A 24538-nucleotide genomic window follows, 5' to 3' on the forward strand; every position below is an offset into this window, starting at 1 on the left:
AAAATTAACTCTCACGATTAGCTCCTGTCATTCTTTGATAGTCTCGTGCAAACTTATGTCTTAATAATCCACCAGGATCATCGTCTACCATAGCTAAAAGCTTATCTGCCTCTCGCTTATCTAACTCATCCTCTCTAGCTTGTTGCTGAGCTTGAGAATCATTATCTTTAGACTTTTGTTTATCTTGTTCGTTTTTATTGTCTTTATTGTCTTTATTGTCTTTATTGTCTTTATTGTCTTTGTTGTCTTTGTTGTCTTTATTGTCTTTATTGTCTTTGTTGTCTTTGTTGTCTTTGTTGTCTTTATTGTCTTTATTGTCTTTGTTGTCTTTGTTGTCTTTGTTGTCTTTGTTGTCTTTGTTGTCTTTGTTGTCTTTGTTGTCTTTGTTGTCTTTGTTGTCTTTGTTGTCTTTGTTGTCTTTGTTGTCTTTGTTGTCTTTGTTGTCTTTGTTGTCTTTGTTGTCTTTGTTGTCTTTGTTGTCTTTATCTTTCTGTTTTTGATTATCCTGATTATCTTTTTGATCATCATTATTGTTTTTATTCTGATCTTTTTGTTTATCAAGTTCCTCTGCTATTTTAAGATTAGCTTTTGCATCTTCAAAATCAGGTCTGTCTTCAATAGCCTTATTATACGCTTTTATCGCATCTTTATATTTGCCAAGCTGTGTTAGAGCATTGCCTTGGTTATAAAGTCCTGAAGCTGTATTATCTTTTTTAAACTCATTATAAGCATTTTGAAAATCTTTAGCTTTATAGTACGATGCTCCCTTCCAATTAGAATTTTCAAAGCTTTGAGCAGCATTTTTATAATCACCTTGTTCAAAATTGTTTTTACCTTGCTGATCTTTTGTATGCCAAGCATCATTCCAGCTTGCTAATGCCAAACAAGGAGTAAAGAATGCAAGTAAAAATATTTTTTTTAACGACATATCTTCTCCAAAAACCCTCTTCTAAACACTAACACGCTTAGTAACCCTAAGGCCCAAATAAAATAAACACCTTCATCCTGCCAGAATGTATTAGCTGATGACTGTTTTGACTCTTTAGTTTTCACATCGTTTTGAATATCTTGTATCAAAGCTTTTACATCATTATTATTAGCGGTTAAAGTGATAAGCTTCCCATCACCAGCTTTGGCTAACTTTCTTAAACCTTGTAAATTCACCCCAAAATATTGAATCTTACCGGAGCTATCTTTGATATAATCCCCATCTTTATCTTTAGCAATGCCACCCTTTGGTGTACCAATAGCATACACATCAACAGTTATACCTTTTTGAGCTAGTTTAGTCGCCTGTTCTATAGCCTTACCTGTTGGTGTAGAGTCGGTAATTAGCACCACTTGTCCTTCACCAGCACCACCTTGGGTTAAAAGCTCAGATGATTTCGATAATGCTTTTGCCATATCGTGCCCTTTTACAGGAACGATGCTCGTACTAAGAACTTTTACTAAATTTGCTATAGTTTTAGAGTCACTAGTAAGTGGAGATACTACAAAAGGTTCACTTGAAAAAACAATCATTCCGACTTGACCTTCTGTAATTCTCTTGAGCATATCAAGTATTTTATATTTAGCCAGCCCAAGCCTACTTGGTGAGACATCTGTAGTATCCATAGATTGGGATACATCTAAAGCTATAACCCTAGAAATATTCTTTTGATAAATAGGTATATCTTGATACTTCCAACTAGGTCCAGCTAATGCTACTACCGACAAACTCCAAATTATAAGAAAAAATATTGGCAACAATGGTTTTTTACCTTTTGAGCTTTTACCGATAATTATATGTTCAAGTAAATGTGGGTCACAGTATTTTGACCAGTTGTTTGATTTACTAGAGTATCTAACTAGTAAATATACAATCACAACACTCGGCAAAAGAGCTAAAAACCACCATGGGCGAATAAAATGAAGTGTATCAACCATGAGAGTTTGCGCTCCTACGATTTAACCATAGTAACGCGATTATATAGCTTATAACTAATGCACCACCTAAAGTCCAAGGGTATAAATAAGTTATTGGTCTGACTACAGTTTTGTCAGACTCTGTAGGTTCAAGCTTATCAATATCTTCATAAACTTTTTGCAAATCACTACTATTCTGAGCTCTGAAAAATTTCCCGCCAGTCATTTTTGCAATTTGTTCTAGTACACTGGTATCAAGATCTTCAGAAGTGTTTACTAATCTCTGTCCAAATGCAGTATTGACCACCATCTGCCCACCACCTAATCCAATGGTATATATCTTAATACCTGTTTTTTTAGCTATTTCAGCTGCTTGTAATGGCTTTAATGTTCCAGAGTTATTCTCACCATCTGTAAGTAACACCAAAGCCTTTGAGTCACTAGGATATTGCATTAGTTTTTTCACAGAAAGACCTATAGCATCACCAATCGCTGTTTGTGGCCCAGGTAAAGCTATACTTGAGTCGTTAAGGATCTTTTTAACCGTAGGAATATCAAATGTAAGTGGTGTCTGTAAATAAGCCTTTGTACCAAACAGCACTAGTCCAACCCTGTCACCTTTTCGGGTATCTAAAAATTCATTAGCTACTCGCATCACAAGATCAAACCTTGATTCTGATTTTCCGTCAGCTTTTTTCATATCTTCAATAGCCATACTTCCTGATAAATCTATAGCCATCATAAGGTCTCGACCTGTCTGTGGTAAGCTCATAGGTTTACCAAGCCATTGCAGTCCTGAACCAGAAATGATAATAAGCACCCAAATAGTAGCCAACAAATATTTAAAATAATTAGCTCTCTTAAAATTACTTTCAAGACTTGTTGGTAATTGTGACTGTATTTGCTTAAAAAATGGCGTTTTAAGTGCTGCTTGCTTATCTGCTTTTGCACGAGGTATAATCCAGTAAAAAACTAATGGCAATATTAGTAAGATAAAAACCCAAGGATATTCTATGTTTATCATAAAACTCTCCTTATCCATGTTTGACTAGCCACTACTACAGCTTCAAGCTCATTATCACTTAAAGAAGCCGGTCGATAAATATTTGCTAAATTTTCAGCAACGATACCTTCAAACATAATGGTTTTAGTCTTTGAATTAAGATAATCAACCCAGTCTTGTCCGTATAATAATTTAATATCATCTTTTGGAAACTTATGAATTGCAATGCGTTTTAAATAGACCGAAATGGTTTGCAAAACTTCTTTAGGCTTTGATGTATATGTATCAGTAACACTAGCTTTAAAATCATCTACAATACTCTCAATATATTGCTTCTGTCTTTTCCTAATTTGCAAATAGATTAGAAACAATACCCCTACAAATATAATAAGTCCAAACACAACCCACCAACCATAAGCTAATGGCCACCATGAAGAAACCTCTTGAGGAAGGTAAATATCCTTTAGTTGTTCAAGAAGATTATTAGGTTGCATGCCCTGCCACCCCATAATTTATTGTTTTAACCAAATCATCATTAGTCGCCATCTCAAAAAATGCCATTTTGTATTGGCGTGAAAAATCTTTAATAGCACTATGCCTAGTATTATATATGTCTTTATAAACTTTATACTGCCTAGTATTTGCAGCATCAAAAACTAAGCTTTCTTCACCATCACTAAAATTATAAATATCTTTCGCTGGCAACTCTTTTTCTAATGGATCATAACTAAACATATTAATAATCTCATTTTTTTTAGCTAATAATTTTAAATATTGTCTAGCTTCTGAATTAAACCCATCAAAATCACCCATTACAACTATCACACTATTACTACGAGCCTTCGCATAAAGAAACTTTAACGCATCAGCCAAACCTTTATCAGTGCTTATTTGAGGTTGTTTATTATCTATTGTTACATGATTTAATATTTTTACTAGAGCTGATTTATCTTGTTTAGCAGGATAAAAACTATATCCCTCATCATCAAAAATCACTCCGCCAACTTTCTCATGAGCCTCTAATGCTCCAAAACCAATTAAAGCTGTAGCATTTGCAACTTTTACAGATTTAAAACATTCTCGTGTACCAAACTTCATTGTAGTGCTTTGATCTACTACAAAGTATAATGTTCGCTCTCTTTCCTCATGATAGACCTTTGTATATGGCTTACCTAGTCTTGCTGTTAAAGACCAATGCATTAGCCTGATATCATCGCCAGGCTGATAATGTCTAACCTCATCAAAATCCATCCCACGACCTTTAGCCTTGGATGATTTACTTCCAGCATTTACTGAATTTACTTTTTGATTAGCAAATAACTTCAAGGCTTTTGCTCGATAACGATAACTCAATAATTCATTGATATCTGGCTTTATACCTTTATAGCTTTTCATTCTCTAATAAGCTCCATACGAAGTACTATCTTTCTAGCTTATGGGATTGGTACAGCTTTTAATAGTTTTGTAATAACATCATCAGTAGTAACACCATCTACTTCAGCTTCAAATGTAAGCAGGATTCTATGACGAAGAACTTCATAAATTACAGCATGTATATCACTTGGGGATACAAAATCGCAACCATTTAACCAAGCATGAGCACGAGCAGCTCTATCAAGAGATATTGTTCCACGAGGACTAGCCCCAAAGGATACCCATTTAGCAATATCTTGGCTATACTTCTCTGGATGACGAGATGCTAATATAAGCTCTATCATATACTCTTCTATTACTTGAGATACCTGTACATTCAAAACTTCTTTCTGTGCTGCGAAGATAGTATCTTGATGAATACTAGGGTGTTCAATAACATATCCTAAAGCTTCTCCTCGACTTATGGCTAAGATTTTGGCCTCTGTCTTTGGATCTGGATATTGAATTTTAACAAACATCATAAATCTGTCTAGCTGAGCCTCTGGTAGTGGGTAAGTTCCCTCTTGCTCAATAGGGTTTTGAGTTGCCATCACCATAAACAGGTCTGATAATGGATAAGTTTTCTTGCCTACTGTTATTTGCTTCTCACCCATTGCTTCTAATAATGCTGACTGAACTTTAGCTGGAGCACGGTTTATCTCATCCGCTAATAAAAGATTATGAAATAACGGTCCTGTTTGAAACTCAAAACTTTGTTGTTGTGGTACGTAAATCTCAGTACCAGTAAGATCTGCCGGCAATAAATCAGGAGTAAACTGAACACGATGATAAGAGCAATCTATACTTTCAGATAAAGTTTTAATCGCTGTAGTTTTTGCAAGCCCTGGCGCGCCCTCTACAAGTAAGTGTCCACCACCTAATAATGCTATCAAAAGTCTTTTATTTAAGCTTTCTTGACCAACCACACGATTATTCAAAAACTCTAAAAGTTGGTTAAATTCACTATGTACAGACACTAATCTCTCCAAGAATTAAAATATTTGCCTGTTTAAAAGTATAAGGGCAAATGTTTATTTATCAAGAAGATTTAAAAAGTAAAAGGTATGTTAAAGTGCTAAAAAGCTAATTAACCTAAACAAAGACTGATGACAGTAACTACAATTATAGATATTTTAAAAACAGTCTTAGCATAAGCTCTATCATCATCCTGCTTATATGATACTACTGATTTGTATAACCAGTATATAGCCACAAACATACAGACAACAAACGAAACTAAGTCTGCTGTGCCTAGCAAATACGGTATGCTACACGAAACCACAAAAGGCACAAGATAAACTAACATTATCTTTTTTGTATAGGCAACACCTTTAACCAAAGGTAACATTGGAAGACTAACTTTTTTATAATCATCCTTATATAACATAGCTATAGCGTACGAGTGTGGTATCTGCCAAAAGAAGAGTATTAAGAACAATCCTAAAGCATTATAGTCTAGACCATTTACTACAGCAGTATAGCCTGCTACAGGCGGAATAGCCCCAGATATACCACCAAGCACAGTAGCATGGATAGTAAGTCTTTTCGAGATAGTATATATAACTACATAAACTACAAAGCCAACTAAAATTATATATAAAGTAAGCGGGTTGACTAGAGCATATAAAATCATACAGCTTAACACAAAAAGTATCGAACCATATACTAAAGCCATAGCTAAAGATATATCGCCTGTTACGAGTGGTCGCTTTTGTGTGCGCTCCATAGTACTGTCTATGTCTTGGTCATAGCAGTTATTGAATACACAGCCAGAAGCTATCATCAATGCTACACCAATCATTACATATAAAAAAAGAGTAATATATTCAAAGCCAATTTGGCGATGAGTAGCTAATAAAAAACCACCAGTAAGAGTGATTAAATTACCAAAGATGATACCTGGTTTAGCTAATTGAAAATAATTTTTGAAAGAAGACATATTAAGAAATTATGATTACATCATCATTGCATATAGATCGAACATAATCCACATTGTACCAGCAAGAATAATTGCTACTACCATTACAGCAAATATAGCACTTACTAAGTTCCAACGAGCTTCTGAATCTGTACTTAAATGCAAGAAGTATACTAGCTGAACAAATAATTGAGTTATAGCAAGCACCGCTACCGCAATACACAATACTGCAGGAGAAAACACCTTAAAACCAACTAATGCGAAAGCTATTGTTGTAATAACTATTGAAAATACAAAACCTTTTATATAAGTCTTGTGCGTACCATAAGCAGCACCAGTATCTTTATCATATAATCCTGACATATTATACCGCTCCTAATAAATAAACTATTGAGAATACAAATATCCATACGATATCTAAGAAATGCCAAAATAAACCTAAATAAGTCATTTTAGTCTTAGTCATCGGTGTCATGCCATGCTTTTTAAGTTGGAATATCATGCTAACGATCCATATAAGACCCATAGATACATGAAGACCATGTGTACCGACTAAAGTAAAGAATGATGACAGGAATGCACTACTAGCCCAAGTATGACCTTCCATTGCAAGCTCATAAAACTCATGAACCTCCATAATGATAAAGCCTAAACCTAGGAAGAATGTAACCCATAAAAACTTAATCACATGATTAATGTTATCAGAATTACGATTAAGCATTGCTAAACCAAAAGTAAAACTACTTACAAGTAGTAGCATAGTTTCCACAAAAACATAAGGTAAGCTAAAAAGCTCTTGAGCATCAGCTCCACCAAATGTATGCTTGTGAAACACCGCATATACAGCGAACAGTGTAGCAAAAAGCACACAGTCACTCATAATATAAATCCAAAAACCAAAGACGTTCTTAGAACCATCGAAGTGATGATGGTCGTCGTGGTGATTGTTATCTGCAGTTACTGTACTCATTATCGTAACTCCCCTTCTTTTGTATATTTACTTTCAACTTCTTTGACTTCTTTTGCTTTCACATAGTAGTCAATACTATAGTCAAAAGATCTGCGTAAAACTGTACCGATCATACCAACAACACCTACAGCAGCAAGCCACCATATATGCCATACCATAGCAAAACCAAATACAAAACTAAATATCCCTATGATTAGACCTACAGATGTGTTTTTAGGCATATGAACATCTTCATAAGTCTTTTCAGCATCTACAGGCTTACCATCAAAGCTAAGACCTTTTTCTTTTTGTGACCAGAAATCATCTCTATCAGAAACTTCTGGTTCATGTGAAAAGTTATAAAATGGTACTGGAGAAGGTATAGCCCACTCTAAAGTACGACCAGAACCCCAAACATCAGCACCCACACGATTTTGATCTCTATCGCGAATACTTACAACTAACTGAAGCACTTGGAAGAATATACCTAAAGCAATAATCATAGCACCAAACCATGCTACAACTAATAGTGTTTGGTAACCAGTAGAAGCATCGTAGTGATACAATCTTCTAGTCATACCCATCATACCAAGTACATATAAAGGCATAAATGCTACAAAGAACCCTATAAACCAACACCAGAAACCATATTTACCTAAACGCTCATTTAGCGTAAATCCGAAGATTTTAGGGAACCAGTAAGTAAGACCAGCAAACGCACCAAATACTACACCACCAATAATTACATTATGGAAGTGAGCAATCAGGAATACACTGTTATGCATTTGGAAGTCAACACCAGGAACTGATAATAATACACCTGTCATACCACCTACAGAGAAGACAATCATAAAGCCAACTAACCACAACATTGGTGTAGTAAATGCTATACGACCTCTAAACATAGTGAACAACCAGTTAAATATCTTCACACCTGTTGGTATCGCGATAATCATCGTCATAATACCGAAGAAGGCATTTACATTTGCACTTGCACCCATCGTAAAGAAGTGATGTAGCCATACTGCAAATGATAAAACTGTAATTGCAATAGTTGCCCAAACCATAGTCGCATAACCAAACAATGGTTTTTTAGAGAATGTTGCAACAACTTCTGAGTACACACCAAACATAGGAAGCACAAGAATATATACTTCTGGGTGACCCCAAATCCATATTAGATTTACATACATCATCTGATCACCACCACCTGAAGTAGTGAAGAAGTGAGTACCAAAGTATCTATCTAAAGTAAGAAGACCTAGTGTAACCGTTAATACAGGGAACGCAGCTATCACAAGAATAACAGAACATAATGAAGCCCAAGTAAATACAGGCATTTTCATTAAAGTCATACCTTTGCAACGCATCTTAATGATAGTTACAAAGAAGTTGATACCAGTCATTAGTGTACCGATACCTGAAATCTGTAATCCCCAAATATAATAATCTGTTCCAACTGTCGGACTATAAGTTATGTCTGAGAATGGTGGGTAAGCTAACCAACCAGCATGCGCAAAATCACCTACCAATAAAGAAATATTGATAAGCATTGCGCCAACTACGAATAGCCAGAAACTTAATGAGTTCATATAAGGAAATGCTACATCTCTAGCACCAATCTGAAGAGGAATCACCCAGTTCATAAGTGCAAAAATCAATGGCATAGCAACGAAGAAAATCATGATTACACCATGAGCAGTAAAAATCTGATCAAAATGCTCAGGAATCAAGTATCCTGTGCTATCGCCAGAAGCTAATGCTTGTTGTGTTCTCATCATCGCGGCATCAACGAAACCACGAACCATCATTACTAAAGCTACGATTACATACATCGTACCTATTTTCTTATGGTCAATAGTTGTAAACCACTCACTCCATAAGTATCCCCACTTTTTAAAATAAGTAATTCCACCAAGTAATGCCACACCGCCGACCGATATACCTATAAACATAACAAGTATGATTAATTGTTGGCTTACCGGTTCATACAAGTATGGAAAAACCAGATGCGGATCACTTAGCTTTCCGATTAATGCTTCTAGCATGCTATTCTCCTATTTACTGTACTACTTTTATTTTATTTATAACTTCTAATATCTTGCAACTTAATTACATTGCCATGTGGTGCATATCACCCATTTTTCCCATGTCGCCTGGCTTATAGTTAGGCATCATATAAGACATGACGATATCACTAAATAGATTCTTATCAACATCTGAATAGTAAGCCACAGGATTAGCAATAGATTGCTTAACAAGGTTACCCCAGAAGTAATCCCAAGTTAATGCTTGATGTTTGCCATCTTGTACTGTAGTAACCCACTTATCAAAGTCTCCCTGATCTACAACATGAGCATAGAACTGCATTTCAGCAAACCCTGTGCCTGTGTAGTTAGCTGAGAAACCACGATACTTACCATTATTTGTCGCAATAATATGCAACTGTGTAGTCATACCCGTCATTGCATAAATCTGACCACCAAGCTCAGGGATGATAAATGAGTTCATCGGAGCTGCAGATGTAATCTTGAAGTTTACTGGGCGATCTTTAGGAAGCTCAAGATAATTTACTGTAGCAATATCTTGCTCAGGATATATAAACATCCATTTCCAGTCCAATGCTACAACATCAATCTCAAGAGGTTTTTTATTTGACTCTAAGGCTTTATAAGGGCTAAGAGAGTGTGTTGTTGTCCAAACCATTATGCCTAATATTAAGATAAGCACAGCAGGTATACCCCAACATACAACTTCTAGCGCTGTACTGTGAGTCCACTCTGGTCTATACTTAGCATTTGCACCTTCACGGTAGCGCCAAGCGAACCATAAAGTTAATATTATCACAGGGACAACCACTATAAGCATAAGAACTGTAGCAATTATGAATAACTCTTTTTCTTGTGCTGTAATTACGCCATTTGGATTCCAAATACCACCCTTACAACCAGCTAAAGATAGTACAGCCAATACACTCAATAATATAGCTATATATTTTTTTAATTTCATTATACAAGATACCTTTTTTATTATTTTATCTTAAAGTTGCGAATTTTACACACACCTCAACCGAGATACCATATTATACAGTAGCTTACAAAAAAAAACACCCAAAAAAATCAATAAAGATTTAATTATAGGAGCCTTTTCGCTATACTCTTGCTACTAAATCATACTAGAGCAAAGTCACAACCAACATGTATCAAAACGAATTCAAAACTACAACATACATATCTTTAATCTATTGTTTTAGAATGATTGGTCTATTTATAATATTTCCGATCTTTAGCCTATACATAAACCATCTAAGTGATGCCACACCATTTCTTATAGGCTTAGCTCTTGGAGTATATGGGCTTACACAAGCAATGCTTCAAATAGTACTAAGTATATGCTCTGACAAATATGGCCGTAAGCCTGTAATACTTTTTGGCTTGATACTATTCATAATAGGTAGTATTGTCGCTGCTCTCTCAACCAGCATTTATGGAATCATCATTGGTAGGGCCATTCAAGGTGCTGGAGCAATAGGAAGTACTCTTTCAGCATTGGTCGCTGATTCTACAAAAGAAGAAAACAGGCTAAAAGCAATGTCCTTAGTTGGCATGTCTATAGGATTTTCTTTTCTTATTGCGATGATGATAAGCTCTATTCTTAATAGCATTATAGGTCTTTCTGGTATATTTTGGCTGACTGCAATTTTTGGCTTCATAAGCATATTTATGCTTAGCAGGATTCCAACACCAAAAACATCAACCTTCCATCACGAAGGAAAAACTGTATTTACACTCTTAAAAGATGTAGTAAGCCATAAAGAATTGCTTAAACTTAACTATGGTATTTTCAGCTTACACGCTTGTTTAACCGCATTATTTATTGTTATTCCACCTATTATGACAAATATCTTAGAAGTAAAAGCTGATTACCAATGGGTAATATATCTACCTGTTTTAATAATATCTTTCTCAATGATGTTTCCATTTGTCATGATCGCTGAAGTAAAACGAAAAATGCGAAGCTACTTTATAATAGCTGTTGCGATTCTAAGTATCTCGATTGGCCTTCTTACTCTTAGTTATACGCATGTCTTCATACTAAGTGTTCTACTTACATTTTTCTTTGCCGCATTCACTTTTCTTGAATCATGCTTACCTTCTTTAGTTTCTAAGATAGCTCCTGTTGGTAGTAAAGGAACTGCAATGGGAGTATTTTCAAGCTGTCAGTTTTTCGGAATATTTGTAGGGGGTATGGTTGGCGGCGTTGTCTATCATCACTTTCACATAGCAGGAGTTCTAACTCTTTGTTTAACTCTTGGCATTTTATGGTTGATAGTATCAATAATGATGGCAGAGCCAACATATCTAAACTCAAAAATATATAAGCTGAAAAATAATTCCCATGATGCAAAAATAGCTCTAGAAGAAATACTTGCAGCACAAACAGGAGTTTATGAATATAACACATGCCTAGATGAGCAAGCGGTTTACATAAAAATTGATAAAAAAGAAATTGAAGAAGAAAATCTCGTAAAAAGAATTAAACACCTCATAATTTTTTAAGCACAAATAATCTACATACTTTTTTTAAATGGCTCTTCAAAATCATAGTATTTAACTAGCACATCAGCACTTAAACTATACTAAATCGGTACACTAAAAGCCTTTAAGCAGAAGGCTTTACGGCAATTTTAGGTTTTGTATTTCGATAACATCATGATAAACTTTTATTAATTTTTGTTAACGTTAGTTGACTTTTGTTAATTTGTTAGATTTTCAACCTCCCAAATAACCCAACAAACAAGTTTTCTAAGTTAGAAAAACAAAAATAACACAACACATTATTTTAAAATACAAGGAGAAGTCGATATGTTACCAACGCTCATGTCTGTTGACCTAGCTAGATTACAGTTTGGTTTAACAGCATCTTTTCACTTCTTATTTGTACCTCTTACATTAGGCCTGACATGGATTATATTCACAATGGAGCTGATGTACATAAGAACAAATAAGCAAGTTTATAAAGACATGGTTAAATTCTGGGGTAAATTACTTGGGATTAACTTTGCTTTAGGAATCATTACGGGTCTTACAATGGAGTTTGAGTTCGGTACGAACTGGTCTTACTACTCACAATCAGTAGGTGATATCTTTGGTACTCCACTTGCAATTGAGGCTTTAGCTGCGTTTATGCTAGAGTCTACTTTTGTTGGACTGTTTTACTTTGGCTGGGATAAACTTTCAAAGAAACAGCATTTATTCTCTACTTTTTGTATGGCTATAGGCTCCAGCTTCTCTGCATTACTTATATTAGTAGCAAACGGCTATATGCAACACCCCGTAGGCTCTGAATTCATAGCTTCTACTATGCGTATGGAAACTGTTAGCTTACTAGATGTATTTATGAACGAAACTGCTCAAACTAACTTTGGCCATGTGATGACAGCAGGTTATACAACTGCTGCAATGTTTGTAATTGGTATAAGTGCGTTCTATCTACTAAAAGGTCGTGATAAAGCTTTTGCTACTAGATCTATAGGTGTAGGTCTTGGTTTTGGTATAGTAACTTGTTTAGTTGCTATGATTTTCGGTGATGCAAACGGTGTTGATGTATTTAAGGTACAGCCAATGAAAATGGCAGCAATTGAGGCTGAGTGGGATACTTCTAAAGCTCCTGCAGCATTTAATGCTATAGCTCTACCAAGTCAATCGGAGCAAAAGAACAACTATGCCGTTGAGATTCCTACTGTACTTGGTCTTATTGCAACTCATGCAACTGATGTCGAAATTCCGGGGATGAAGGCTATTCTTTACGGAAAGGCTGATGCAAACGGTGATAGGGATCCTAACTTTGCATACTACAGAGATATCAAAACAGGTGTAACTGCTGAAGTTTCTCCAGAGGTTGCAGCTGCAAATCCTGCCAAATATGAAAAAATTCCTTCTGCTTTAGTAATGATTAAAGACGGTGGCCTTGCTTATGCTGATTTACTAAAATGGCGTGAATCAGGCCATACTGGCGATACTCCTACGGCTGACTACAAAGACTACAACAACCCTCAGTATCAAAGATACATGGGGCACGGTAAGTTCCTTGTTCAAGCAGCTATGGATAAGTATGGAAAAGCAGACTCTGCAAGCATTATCAAAGTTGCTAATGATCCTGAACTTGTAAGATCAGTAGCTACAAATATGACTCCTGATGTAGCTAGCGTATTCTGGAGCTTCAGAATAATGGTTGGTATCGGATTCTTTATGTTCGCACTAATCATCGTGGGCTTAATACTTCTAGCAAGACAAGCTTTCACTAGTAATGCTTTCACAAGATTAATACTTAAAGTAATGACTTGGTCTATACCTCTACCATTTATAGCATGTATTGCTGGTTGGTATGTAACTGAACATGGTCGTCAACCTTGGACAGTATACGATATACTACCTACAAACATCAGTTCTTCAGCTATTACATCTATAGATGTAGCTACTTCAATGGCAATCTTTACACTAATTGATACAGCTTTATTTGCAGTGTTAGTATTCTTGATGTTTAAGTTTGCACGCCTTGGCCCTAGTTCACTTGGCTTAGGTAAGTATCACTTTGAACAAGATAGCGAAAATTTAAAAAAGGGAGATAAATAAATGTTTTTAGATATTTTACAAATCCTCTCTTGGCTAGTTGTTGGAGTATTGATATTCCTTGTAGCTGGTACTGTTGGATTTGACTTTGGTGTAGGCATCTTAACTAAGTTTGTCGGCAAAAATGACTATGAAAAAAGAGCTGTTATCAATACAATAGCTCCTACATGGGATGGTAGTCAAGTTTGGTTTATCGCCGCTGGTGGTGCTATATTTGCTATATGGCCACAAGTTTATGCAACAAGCTTCTCCGGCTTATATATTGCGATTTTAGTAGTACTATGGGGTTTATTTTTACGCCCACCTGCACTAGAGTATCGTAAAAAAATCGATAATCCTAAATGGCGTAACTTCTGGGATTGGATGCTAGTTTTAGGTAGCATAATTCCTATGGTGGTAATGGGTGTAGCAGTAGGTAATCTATTCTTAGGCTTCCCTATCTCGTATGATGAAACTTCTCGTTTAATCTATGGCACTATCACAAATGGAGCTTACCAATCTATGTGGGTAACTCTTATATACCTACTAACTCCATTTGCATTACTATTTGGTGTATTTGCACTTGTAATGGCACTAATGCATGGTTCAGCTTATGCTAAGCTTAGAACAAAAGGTGTACTTAGAGATAGATTTAGATCTATAACAACAGTTATGGCTAGTGTGTATATCGTACTATTTGTAATTGCTGGTATTTGGATTGCATTTATTCCAGGCTACCAATATACTCCAAGTGCAGACCTTGTAAATATGTCTGACACTTTACACCACCCATTTACTAGCGGTGCTGTAAGCATGGATTACTCATGGTACTACAACTTCTGTCACGCTCATATCTGGATGTGGTTTGCTCCTATACTAACTGTAGTGTGTGCTGGACTTGTAATCAAATTTAACAAGCAAGATAAAGATGGTTTGGCATTCTTATCAAGCATGGTTTCTATACTATGTGCTGTATTGACTGTTGGGTTTGCTTTGTTCCCATTCATTATGGTTTCAACTGTAGGTAATCATCTGTTTAGCTTGACTGTATATAACTCTAGTAGTAGCCAAACTTCATTAGTTGGTATATTATGTGCTGCAGTGATTATATTACCTATCATCTTTAGCTATACTTTCTTTGTATACAAAAAAATGTGGGCAAATGGTCGCAGAATATGTGCAGAAGAAGTTAAAGAAAACTCACACGATATGTATTAAGGAGATTTATATGTATTATTTATATTGGTTCTTATCAGCATTTTCAGCAGTAGCTGTTGGATGTTTTGTAGCAAGTAGAATTGACAAAAAAGAAAACTAAAAATTTTTCTCAATAAAAGCCTTATTCTTTTTCACAATAGTGTAAGGTAAAATACCTCAAAATAATTCATCAAAAAATATTATGTATAGGGTTCTAATAATTTCTCTTTCAATTTTATTGAGTAACTTTAGCTATGCCCTATTAAAAGTTGGCACAACTGGTGATTATACCCCCTTCTCTATTTATAATCAAAAAGATGACTCCTATAGAGGTAAAGATATACAGCTTATCAAGCAGTTTGCTAAATCGAATAATGAAAATATCAAATTTGTAAAAACCTCATGGAAAGTTTCTTCAGGTGATTTGAAAAGCAACAAGTTTGATGTTTTTGTTGGGGGTATGTCGATAAACTCTACTCGCAAAAAAGAGTTTTTATTTTCTACTCCTTTAATCAGCTTTAATAAAGCAGGAATGACACAGTGTAAAAATCTCAGTAAATACAAATCTTTTGATGATATAGATAACCCTCAAAGCTTAGTAATCGAAAATAGGGGTGGTACTAATGAAGGTATAGCTCTAGCGAAATTAACACAAGCGAAACTTTTAATAATAAACGACAACAAGCAAGCTATTAATTCTCTCATAGAAGGTGTTGATGGCATCCATCCAGACATTATGTTTACCGATTCAGTTGAGATAGATTATCAACATTCAATAAATCCAAAACTATGTCAAATACCTATAGATTTTGATAATAACATCTCTTACAAAGCTTTTATGTTCAACAAAAACCATAAAGGGAAAACTCTAGCTAATAAATTCAATAAATGGCTAAAAAATAATCCGAAAGTCTTAAAGAATTATCAAAGCTAATCCTATTAAGCATTCATAAAAAATATCTTGTATATCCCAGATCTCTTTATTGTTTATAAATTTTGATTGATCTATGAGCTTTAATGTATCTCTATTTTCTTTATTATTTCAGCAGCTTCCTTAAGAGTTTCTTGATTAATAGTCAATGGTGGGAGCAATCGAATCGAGTTATTTCTAGTTTTTACAGCCAATAGACCTGAACCTATTAGAGTTTTATAAAAATTCTCGAAATATTCTGCATAAATCTGCAAAGCTATAAACAAACCTTTAGCTCTGATTTCCTTAATGTATTTAGAGTCTATTTTCTTTAACTCAGATATAAAAAAATCACTTAAAACTTCTGATTTTAATGCCAAACTTTGTTGCTCTAAGAGACATAGCGCCTTATAGCCAACTGAACTTGCTAAAGGATTGCCCCCAAAAGTACTTCCATGATCACCTGGACTTAGAACACTCATAATTTTTTCTTTACCTAAAAATAATGATACTGGTAAAACACCCCCTCCTAAAGATTTACCAAGAGTTATTCCATCAGGACTCAAACCATAATGCTCCATAGCAAAATTTTTTCCAGTTCTACCCATTCCTGTCTGTATTTCATCCAATATAAATAAAATATTTTTATCTTTACATATTTTTTGGCATTGAATCAAATAATTAGGATCTGGAATTATTACTCCTGCTTCACCTTGGATTGGTTCTATAATAATTGCAGCAGTATTATCGTTTATAGCAGCTTTTAATGCTTCAATATTATTAAAAGGAATAGATTTAAAACCTGGGGTCAGAGGACCAAAATTAGCCTTATATTTTGCTTCTGAAGAAGAGCTAATTGCCGCAATTGTTCTGCCATGAAAACTATTATCAAATGTAATTATTTGCGCTCTATCTTGTGGTATTTGTTTTTTTATATAAGCCCATTTTCTAATAACTTTTATAGCTGTTTCAATAGCTTCAGCACCACTATTCATTACTATAGCTTTATCCATATTTGTTAACTCGCAAGCTTTTTTTAAGAACATAGATAAAGGTTCATTATAGAAAAGTCTCGAAACAATCGATACTTTTTGAGACTGTTCTATTAAAGCTTCAAAAATTTCTGGATTTTGATGTCCAAAATTTGTTGAAGAGATTCCTGTTGCCATATCAATATACTTTTTACTATTAATATCATAGACATAGCTACCATCCCCTCTAACTATATTAATATTGTAAGGATTAATTATATTAGCACTGAATTTATCTATTATTTTTTTAGCATCCATTTTCTGATCCATAATTCTAATTTATGACTAATTATACATATAAACATCATTTTGCTGAATAATTATTCACCAAAATATAAAATCATGTTATTGTAATTTAAAAATGATTATAAAGAAGCATATGAAAAAAAGAATTTGTATAGCAGGAATGAATGGTTATACCGGCCAGATTTTAAAGAAACTGATAAATAATCATCCAAATTTTGAGCTAGTTGGAAGCTTAGGTCTATCATCAAATAAAAAAGATCAATATAGATATTTTTTGGATGACTTAAATAGTGAAAATTTCGATGTGGATTTTTTATTATTAGCTACACCTGCAGATATTTCTATAGAAATCGTAGATAAGATCAATCAAAAGAATATAAATACAAAGATTTTGGATTTGAGTGGTGCTTTTAGATTAAAAAAAGAAGGTCTAGAAAGATGGTATGGCCTGACACACTCGATTCCTGCTTTTGATGACGGCGCTAAATATGGCTTATCACCATATGTGAAGTTTTCTGATAAAGACACCTTAATAGCTAACCCAGGCTGTTATGCTACCTGCATTCTATTGTCAATTATCCCACTATTAAAAAATAATTTAATTAAGCCAGATAATATTATTATAGATGCTAAATCTGGAGTTTCTGGTGCTGGTAAAACACCTTCTTCTGAACTAATGTTTTCAGAAATGCTAAATAATTTTTATCCATATAAAATTGGCAAGCATCAACATACTCCAGAAATATTAAAATATTTAGCAGATTTCAATCTGGAAGAGGATAATTTTTTCCTCAGCACAAGCATGTTGCCAATTCACTCAGGCATTTCAATATCTATTTACGCAGACCTTAATTTCAGTAAGGATATGTTAAATAATAATGACATTAAAAGAGTAATTAATGAAGCATATGACAATGAATATAATAACTACCCATTGTTTAAATTTATAGATATGACGAAACAAAGTAATGAAACATTGCTGTCATTTTTATCTATCAAAAGCGTTGTTAATACCCCTAATACTCAATTAGGTTTTTTAGTCAAAGGTAATAAAATCATTATCTTTGCATGCATAGACAATTTATTAAAAGGGGCTGCTACTCAAGCGCTTGAAAATTTAAATAATTATTATGATCTACCTGTAGATACAGGATTATAAAAAAGGAGATGGATATGGAGAGTTTATTTAGAACTAAATTGCCAAAAGGATTTTTAGCAGGCGGTATTAATAGTGGGATAAGGCTTTATCGTCCGGATCTAGGAGTTATAGTATTAGATAAAAAAGCTAAAGCTGTTGGAGTCTTTACAAAAAACAAATATAAGGCTGCTCCTGTGCGTTATTGTATGGAGCTTTTACCAGCTGATAATATTAAAGCGATTATCACTAATAGTGGTCAAGCAAATGCAGCAACTGGGGAAATAGGAGTTAAGCACAACAAACAAATAGTTGAGACTCTAGCTCAAGAGCTTAGATGCTCACCTGAGCAAGTTTTGATAGCTTCAACAGGAGTTATAGGACAGCAAATGCCTATCGATAAGATAACAGCTGCAATACCAAGACTTACGACAAGTTTATCAAATATCGCGGATAAGTTTGCACTGTCAATTTTGACAACTGATTTATTACCAAAATCAATACATAAAAAAGTAAAGCTCTCAGGCGGTGAAATTACGATTACAGGAATTTGTAAAGGCTCTGGGATGATTAATCCAAATATGGCTACCATGTTAGGCTACTTTTTAACTGATGTCGACTTAGATCTTAATTTAGCTCAACAGTTATTAAAAGATTCAACTGATAATAGCTTCAATATGATCTCTGTTGATGGTGATATGTCAACGAATGATTGTGTATTTATGTTGGCAAACGGGGCTAGTGGAGTAAATCTCTCATCTAAGGCTGATATCGAAATATTTAAACAAGCATTACATGAAATAGCAATTATTTTAGCTAAAAGTATTGCTAGGGATGGTGAAGGTGCAACCAAGCTTATAGAAGCTAAAGTAAATGGTCTAAATGATCAAACAATAGCTAAAGAATTAGCCAAAAAAATAATTTCCAGCCCATTAGTTAAAACAGCCATATATGGGCAGTCTCCAAACTGGGGTAGAGTCTTAGCTAAAATAGGTGAAGTTGAAATTGATGAGGAAACTTTAGCAAGTTGTGAGATTTATATACAAGGAGAAAAAATATTTACTCAAGGTTTACCAGTTTCTTACGACCTATCAAATCTTAAAGAATCCATGAAAGAGGATACGATAGGAATTGATGTTACATTCTCACAAGGAAATGAGAATGTAATTGCATGGGGTTGTGATCTAACTGAACAATATGTGGATATTAATGCGGGGTATTTATCATGAAAAAATTAAGTAATAAAAGAATATTAATTAAACTAGGTGGTTCTATTCTTGAAGATAATCAGGTTATGAAAAATTTATGTCGTGATGTGAGAAGATTAAAGGATGAAGGGGCTCAAGTAATTTTAGTTCACGGTGGCGGCAAATATATTACCAAAATTTTACATCAGCACAATTTAAAAACAAATTTCCTTGAAGGCTTAAGAGTCACTCCTAAAGAGCATATGGAGCTGATTCAAATGGCTTTGTATATGGTCAATAAAAAAATCACTAAAACTTTTAGCAGTATTAGTTTAGAAGGTATTGGTATTTCTGGAGAGGATAGTAATCTTCTAATTTCTGATTTTATTGACAAAGATAAGTACGGTTATGTAGGTTCTATCAAGGAGATTAATCCAAGTATTATTCTGAAAACACTTGCTCAGGGTTTAGTCCCTATAGTTTCAACTATCAGCCTTACTGATACATATGAATCTGTAAATGTTAATGCTGATAATGTTGCATCAGAAATGGCAATAATATGTGATGTTGATGAACTCATATATCTAACAGATCAAGAAGGCGTTTTGGATAAGAGTGGAAAATTAATACCAAATTTAGTCACAAAAGATATTGAAGAGCTTACAGTAAATAAAACTGTTATTGGGGGTATGGGAATCAAATTAAATTCAGTAAAGAGTTTTTTAAATTGCTCAAAGAAAAATATTACGATATTAAATGGTAAACAAGAAGAGATTCTATTAAATAAATTTATAAAAGAAGGAGAAGGTAATTATGGAACAACTTGCAGATTTTGATGTATATATGGGTGAAAATAACTTATCGTTTAATAATCTATTATCTGGCGCTGAGGTAACTAGTAGCGATTTTACAAAGATCATTGCTACAGCTGAACATATGAAATTAACCCCCGAAGAATATAAAAATGCTTTAACTGATAAGATAATAGCCTTAGTTTTTGATAAACCATCGTTAAGAACACGCTTTAGTTTTTCAGCAGCTATTACAGAAATGGGGGGAAATATTATAGAAAGTGTTTCTACTTCAAGAAAACAAGAAGAGCCAAAAGACTTCATAAGAGTTTTACAAAACTATTGTTCAGCCGTTGTGATTAGAACATTTAATGACAATGATTTAGATGAGATGGTAAATTATTCTACGGTACCAATTATAAATGCTTTAACTGATTTATATCATCCGTGCCAGACTTTAGCAGATCTATTAACATTAAAAGAAAAGTTTGGGGGTTTAGAATCTTTAACTATTACTTACTTAGGAGATGCAAACAATATTCTTTATAGCTTAATGCTTATAGCAAATGAGCTAAAGATCAAGGTTAACTATGCATGTCCCAAAGGTCATGAGCCTGATTCGATAGTATTAAATCAATTAAAAGATCAAAGTTTAATAAAAGGCTTTACAGATCCCAAGAGTGCTGTAATAGGTAGTGATGCTGTATATACTGATGTATGGGCTAGTATGGGCTTCGAGCCTACAGATGAAAGTTCTTTCAAAGGATATCAGGTAAATGAAGAGCTCATGTTACATGCTAATAATGATGCAGTTTTTATGCATTGCATGCCAATGATAAGAGGCAAGGAAGTAAGCACCACCTTACCGGATGATGATTGCTCAGTAATTTTTCAACAGAGTTTAAATCGAAAGTATGTACAAAAAGCGCTTCTATATTTATTGCTAAAATGAAAATTTCAAGTTCTGATCTACCTCCTCAATTTAAGACATTTTATAACTTCATTTCCACTTATACATCTAGTTAATTTAGGATCATCTAATTAATGGTAGGATGTTTACTTTTTGCATTATAGTAAACCTCCATATACCTATCATGAACCAACTACCCTTTAAGCTCCGAAGAAACTCTCACAAGCAATTTATAAAACCTATTTTTTGCAGTAATTGAAAATCCTATCAATGAATATTTATCCTAATTTTTACTTTTTATACGGCGTTATATCTGATAATATGAATAAATAATCAAAAAAACAAGTAAAAAACTATGCCAAAAAAATATCAGAAAGTTGCCAGCCATGAAGCTAAAAAAGGTGAATTCAAACGTTGCCTATTACTATATTCGGGAGGTCTTGACACTTCTGTAATGCTTAAATGGATTCAAGAAAAATATGAGGTTGAAGTTATTGCATTAACTATAGATATTGGACAAGTAGCTGACAACCTTAATGAAATAAAAGCTAAGGCTCTTAACTTAGGTGCTAAAGATGCTATAGTCTACGATGCAAAAACTCGTTTTGCTGATGAAATTATTAGCCAAGCAATTAAGGCTAATGCAGACTATCAGGGAGGATATGCTCTTTCTACCCCTCTAGGTAGAGTCATAATATCTGAAGTAGCAATAGAAGTAGCTAAAGAGTATGACTGTCAAGTAATTGCCCATGGTTGTACTGGTAAAGGTAATGATCAGGTTCGTTTTGAAAGTTACTTAACAACTCTTGATGATAAGATCAAAACTATTGCCCCAGTTAGAGAGTGGGGAATGGGAAGAGAAGAAGAGTTGGAATACGCAGAAAAGCATAACATCCCAGTAAAACAACAAAAAAGCAAACCCTACTCATATGATGAGAATATGTGGGGAAACACCGCAGAAGGTGGTGAAATTGAGGATTCAACCCTTATAGCCCCGAATGAAGATATATTACAATGGTGTAAAACCCCAGAAAATGCTTTAGATGAAAAACAAAATATCACTTTAACTTTTGAAGAGGGTCTGCCTGTCAAATTAAACGACCAACTCCTACCATTAGCTGAACTTATATTAAAATGCAATGAGATTGGTGGTTTTCATGGTGCTGGTGTATTTAATTTGATAGAAGATAGATTGATAGGTCTAAAAGTTAGAGGAATATATGAAAATCCTGGTGCTAGTATCATAATCTCAGCTCATAAAAAATTAGAGCAATTAGTTTCAACTCGTGAAGAAAATGAACTAAAAACTTTTATCGATACAAAATGGGCTTATCTAAATTACGCGGCTCAATGGTATAATCCAGTAATGAATAACATTCATTCATTTATAAATGAACAAAATAAAAAGGTAACAGGTGTTGTGACAGTATCTTTATATAAAGGTAACCTTGAGATTGTAGCTGTTGAATCTCCCTTTTCGTTGCTTAAAGCTGAACTTGCAACTTTTGATGCCGGTGGTGATTTATTTAACCACAACGCTTCTGCTGGATTTATAGAGTTGCATAGCTTATCTCAACGTACTGCTTACTCAATCATGAAAAATAAGAAATAATTTTATGAATAAAAAACTATGGCAAATGAGCTCAGATCAATTACTTAGTATTGTTGAAAAATATACCGTAGGTCAAGACTATTTGTATGACCAGAGACTTTTAAAATATGATCTACAAGCTAGCTTAGCTCATGCAAAAATGTTATCAAAAACAGGTATTATAGACGACAATGAACTCACAGAGCTAGAGCAAGGCTTGAATGAAATTCAAAACCTTTCTGAGAATGGTAAATTTAATATAACTCAAGATCAGGAAGATGGGCATACGGCTATAGAGCAATACCTTTCAGCTCATTACGGTGAGATTGGTAAAAAGATACACACTGGCAGAAGCAGAAATGATCAGTCTTTAGTAATGCTTAGGCTTTTCATGAAAGAAAAGTTAAAATCCATAGGTACATTGATTAAAGACAATATTAGAACTTTACGTAAAAAAGCCGAGATACATTTTGACACATTAATGCCTGGCTATACTCATATGCAGAAAGCTATGCCAACTAGCGTTGGAACTTGGCTCAACTCATTTGCCGACAGTCTAGAAGATACTCTTATACTAATTGATGCTACCAATAAAATAATTGACCAAAATCCTTTAGGTTCTGCATCAGGCTTTGGAATAAGAAATTTTAAAAATGATAGAGCTTATACTACTGAAATTTTAGAGTTTGCTAAAACACAAGAAAACCCAATATATTGTGCTTTTTCAAGAGGATATTTTGAAAAACTAGTACTCCAAACTCTCTCTAATCCTATGAGTATTTATTCTCGCTTTGCAAATGATATGATGATATTCACGATGTCCGAATTCAAATATTTTAGCTTAGATAACTTTTACACTACTGGCTCATCGATCATGCCACAAAAGCGCAACTATGACCTCTTTGAGATTATGCGAGGCAATGCAAAGCTCTATCATGGGTTTATGCAGCAAATCAACTCAATAATTGATGGAGTCGGCAGTGGCTATAATCGTGACTACCAACTAACTAAGGTACCATTTTGTGAAGCATTAGAGCTTATAGAGGATACCGCTATATTAATTAGTTCTATAGTTGAGAACTTAAATATTGATGAGGAAAAACTTACCCAAGCTATGAGCTCAGATCTATATGCTACCGAAGCAGTCTATGATCTAGTTGGAAAAGGAGCATCTTTTAGAGATGCTTATGTATCGATCAAACAAAAACTTAATCAGTAAAGAAATCTTGAGATAAATGTGTGCTCATGACTTATTAGAAGTATCCTTTAAGCTTTTGAAAAAAGAAATTTCTCGATATTATCTCTTAGTTTTTCTATATTTTTTATAGTTAATGGCGCAATAAACAAAGTGTCATCCCCTGCAACAATTCCAATAATTTCGAAACTATTCTTATTATAGTCTAACACTCTAGCTACCAGCTGAGCTGAGCCAGGAGCTGTCTCTATAATAACAACACTCTCATTCGATACTATTTTCATAATTAATGATGCTATATTATCAGTCATCAATGGTGGAGCTGGTTCATCAGGTATCTTATATACGAGTGTTTTTTGGTTATTCTTGACTTTAATAGCGCCAATATTTTTAAGTAACCTGTTTACCTTTGATTGACTTACCTCATAACCAAGCTTTGATAATGTTTCACATATATCATTTTGTGAAGAAAATTCTTTACTAAGAATAAGCTGTTGTAAATCGTACTGAATATCAGACTTAGTCATATTTATAATATTCCTATCA

At 34.1% G+C, this 24538-nt stretch carries 24 protein-coding genes; 11 read left to right on the plus strand and 13 right to left on the minus strand.

Features of this window, described 5'->3' with window-relative positions:
• Positions 1 to 4: 4 nt before the first annotated feature.
• The 11 genes from CDH04_RS08780 to cyoA all read right to left on the minus strand — a co-directional run bounded on the left by CDH04_RS08780 (position 5) and on the right by cyoA (position 10197).
• A complete protein-coding gene (locus tag CDH04_RS08780) occupies positions 5 to 928 on the minus strand; it encodes a tetratricopeptide repeat protein (protein WP_112870656.1) in 924 nt (307 codons plus the stop codon).
• Complete coding sequence (locus CDH04_RS08785) at positions 919 to 1926, minus strand: vWA domain-containing protein (RefSeq protein ID WP_112870657.1); 1008 nt, start codon at positions 1924 to 1926, stop codon at positions 919 to 921. Before CDH04_RS08785 ends, CDH04_RS08780 begins: the two co-directional genes overlap by 10 nt.
• On the minus strand, positions 1919 to 2929 hold the full coding sequence (locus tag CDH04_RS08790; RefSeq protein ID WP_162699225.1) for a VWA domain-containing protein: 1011 nt from the start codon (positions 2927 to 2929) through the stop codon (positions 1919 to 1921). Before CDH04_RS08790 ends, CDH04_RS08785 begins: the two co-directional genes overlap by 8 nt.
• A complete protein-coding gene (locus tag CDH04_RS08795) occupies positions 2926 to 3402 on the minus strand; it encodes a DUF4381 domain-containing protein (RefSeq protein ID WP_162699226.1) in 477 nt (158 codons plus the stop codon). Before CDH04_RS08795 ends, CDH04_RS08790 begins: the two co-directional genes overlap by 4 nt.
• Positions 3392 to 4303, minus strand: a complete 912-nt coding sequence (locus CDH04_RS08800; protein WP_112870660.1) for a DUF58 domain-containing protein — start codon at positions 4301 to 4303, stop codon at positions 3392 to 3394. Before CDH04_RS08800 ends, CDH04_RS08795 begins: the two co-directional genes overlap by 11 nt.
• A 38-nt stretch (positions 4304 to 4341) precedes the next feature.
• On the minus strand, positions 4342 to 5298 hold the full coding sequence (locus CDH04_RS08805; RefSeq protein WP_112870661.1) for an AAA family ATPase: 957 nt from the start codon (positions 5296 to 5298) through the stop codon (positions 4342 to 4344).
• 110 nt (positions 5299 to 5408) lie between these two features.
• A complete protein-coding gene (gene cyoE, locus CDH04_RS08810; protein ID WP_112870662.1) occupies positions 5409 to 6260 on the minus strand; it encodes a heme o synthase in 852 nt (283 codons plus the stop codon).
• Positions 6261 to 6275: 15 nt separating this feature from the next.
• The gene (cyoD, locus tag CDH04_RS08815; RefSeq protein WP_112870663.1) at positions 6276 to 6602 is read right to left on the minus strand and encodes a cytochrome o ubiquinol oxidase subunit IV; all 327 of its coding nucleotides are present in this window, start codon (positions 6600 to 6602) and stop codon (positions 6276 to 6278) included.
• A 1-nt stretch (position 6603) separates the two neighbouring features.
• Complete coding sequence (gene cyoC / locus CDH04_RS08820) at positions 6604 to 7209, minus strand: cytochrome o ubiquinol oxidase subunit III (protein ID WP_112870664.1); 606 nt, start codon at positions 7207 to 7209, stop codon at positions 6604 to 6606.
• On the minus strand, positions 7209 to 9236 hold the full coding sequence (gene cyoB / locus CDH04_RS08825) for a cytochrome o ubiquinol oxidase subunit I (RefSeq protein WP_112870665.1): 2028 nt from the start codon (positions 9234 to 9236) through the stop codon (positions 7209 to 7211). Before cyoB ends, cyoC begins: the two co-directional genes overlap by 1 nt.
• Before the next feature lie 64 nt (positions 9237 to 9300).
• Positions 9301 to 10197 carry a ubiquinol oxidase subunit II gene (cyoA, locus tag CDH04_RS08830; protein WP_112870666.1) on the minus strand — a complete coding sequence of 299 codons (897 nt, stop codon included), beginning with the start codon at positions 10195 to 10197 and terminating at the stop codon, positions 9301 to 9303.
• Positions 10198 to 10385: 188 nt separating this feature from the next.
• Here cyoA and CDH04_RS08835 point away from each other — a divergent pair, with 188 nt between their 5' ends.
• From CDH04_RS08835 to CDH04_RS08855, 5 genes are all read left to right on the plus strand, one after another.
• Positions 10386 to 11747, plus strand: a complete 1362-nt coding sequence (locus CDH04_RS08835) for an MFS transporter (RefSeq protein ID WP_112870667.1) — start codon at positions 10386 to 10388, stop codon at positions 11745 to 11747.
• Positions 11748 to 12053: 306 nt separating this feature from the next.
• Positions 12054 to 13823 (plus strand): cytochrome ubiquinol oxidase subunit I, encoded by a 1770-nt coding sequence (locus CDH04_RS08840; protein ID WP_112870668.1) that lies wholly within the window; start codon positions 12054 to 12056, stop codon positions 13821 to 13823.
• Positions 13824 to 15017 carry a cytochrome d ubiquinol oxidase subunit II gene (gene cydB / locus CDH04_RS08845; protein WP_112870669.1) on the plus strand — a complete coding sequence of 398 codons (1194 nt, stop codon included), beginning with the start codon at positions 13824 to 13826 and terminating at the stop codon, positions 15015 to 15017.
• A 10-nt stretch (positions 15018 to 15027) separates the two neighbouring features.
• Positions 15028 to 15117, plus strand: a complete 90-nt coding sequence (locus CDH04_RS08850; RefSeq protein ID WP_112870670.1) for a cytochrome bd oxidase small subunit, CydX/CbdX family — start codon at positions 15028 to 15030, stop codon at positions 15115 to 15117.
• A gap of 81 nt (positions 15118 to 15198) precedes the next feature.
• Positions 15199 to 15930, plus strand: coding sequence for a transporter substrate-binding domain-containing protein (locus tag CDH04_RS08855; RefSeq protein ID WP_112870671.1), 732 nt, complete (start codon positions 15199 to 15201; stop codon positions 15928 to 15930).
• A gap of 80 nt (positions 15931 to 16010) precedes the next feature.
• On the opposite strand, the gene rocD is transcribed toward CDH04_RS08855, so the two are convergent.
• Positions 16011 to 17195: an ornithine--oxo-acid transaminase gene (gene rocD / locus CDH04_RS08860; protein ID WP_112870672.1), complete on the minus strand. Its 1185-nt coding sequence runs from the start codon at positions 17193 to 17195 to the stop codon at positions 16011 to 16013.
• Positions 17196 to 17316: 121 nt separating this feature from the next.
• Here rocD and argC point away from each other — a divergent pair, with 121 nt between their 5' ends.
• From argC to argH, 6 genes are all read left to right on the plus strand, one after another.
• Positions 17317 to 18342 carry an N-acetyl-gamma-glutamyl-phosphate reductase gene (argC, locus tag CDH04_RS08865; RefSeq protein ID WP_112870673.1) on the plus strand — a complete coding sequence of 342 codons (1026 nt, stop codon included), beginning with the start codon at positions 17317 to 17319 and terminating at the stop codon, positions 18340 to 18342.
• Positions 18343 to 18356: 14 nt separating this feature from the next.
• Positions 18357 to 19547 carry a bifunctional glutamate N-acetyltransferase/amino-acid acetyltransferase ArgJ gene (gene argJ / locus CDH04_RS08870; RefSeq protein WP_112870674.1) on the plus strand — a complete coding sequence of 397 codons (1191 nt, stop codon included), beginning with the start codon at positions 18357 to 18359 and terminating at the stop codon, positions 19545 to 19547.
• Positions 19544 to 20341, plus strand: a complete 798-nt coding sequence (gene argB / locus CDH04_RS08875; RefSeq protein WP_112870675.1) for an acetylglutamate kinase — start codon at positions 19544 to 19546, stop codon at positions 20339 to 20341. The genes argJ and argB overlap by 4 nt, the downstream gene beginning before the upstream one ends.
• The gene (locus CDH04_RS08880; protein WP_234393455.1) at positions 20319 to 21248 is read left to right on the plus strand and encodes an ornithine carbamoyltransferase; all 930 of its coding nucleotides are present in this window, start codon (positions 20319 to 20321) and stop codon (positions 21246 to 21248) included. The genes argB and CDH04_RS08880 overlap by 23 nt, the downstream gene beginning before the upstream one ends.
• 313 nt (positions 21249 to 21561) lie before the next feature.
• Complete coding sequence (locus tag CDH04_RS08885; protein WP_112870676.1) at positions 21562 to 22818, plus strand: argininosuccinate synthase; 1257 nt, start codon at positions 21562 to 21564, stop codon at positions 22816 to 22818.
• 4 nt (positions 22819 to 22822) lie between these two features.
• Positions 22823 to 24016: an argininosuccinate lyase gene (gene argH / locus CDH04_RS08890; RefSeq protein ID WP_112870677.1), complete on the plus strand. Its 1194-nt coding sequence runs from the start codon at positions 22823 to 22825 to the stop codon at positions 24014 to 24016.
• A gap of 47 nt (positions 24017 to 24063) precedes the next feature.
• Here argH and CDH04_RS08895 read toward each other — a convergent pair whose 3' ends face one another.
• Complete coding sequence (locus CDH04_RS08895) at positions 24064 to 24519, minus strand: arginine repressor (RefSeq protein WP_112870678.1); 456 nt, start codon at positions 24517 to 24519, stop codon at positions 24064 to 24066.
• Positions 24520 to 24538 lie beyond the last annotated feature (19 nt).

This window comes from Francisella adeliensis (assembly GCF_003290445.1).
Taxonomy (GTDB): domain Bacteria; phylum Pseudomonadota; class Gammaproteobacteria; order Francisellales; family Francisellaceae; genus Francisella; species Francisella adeliensis.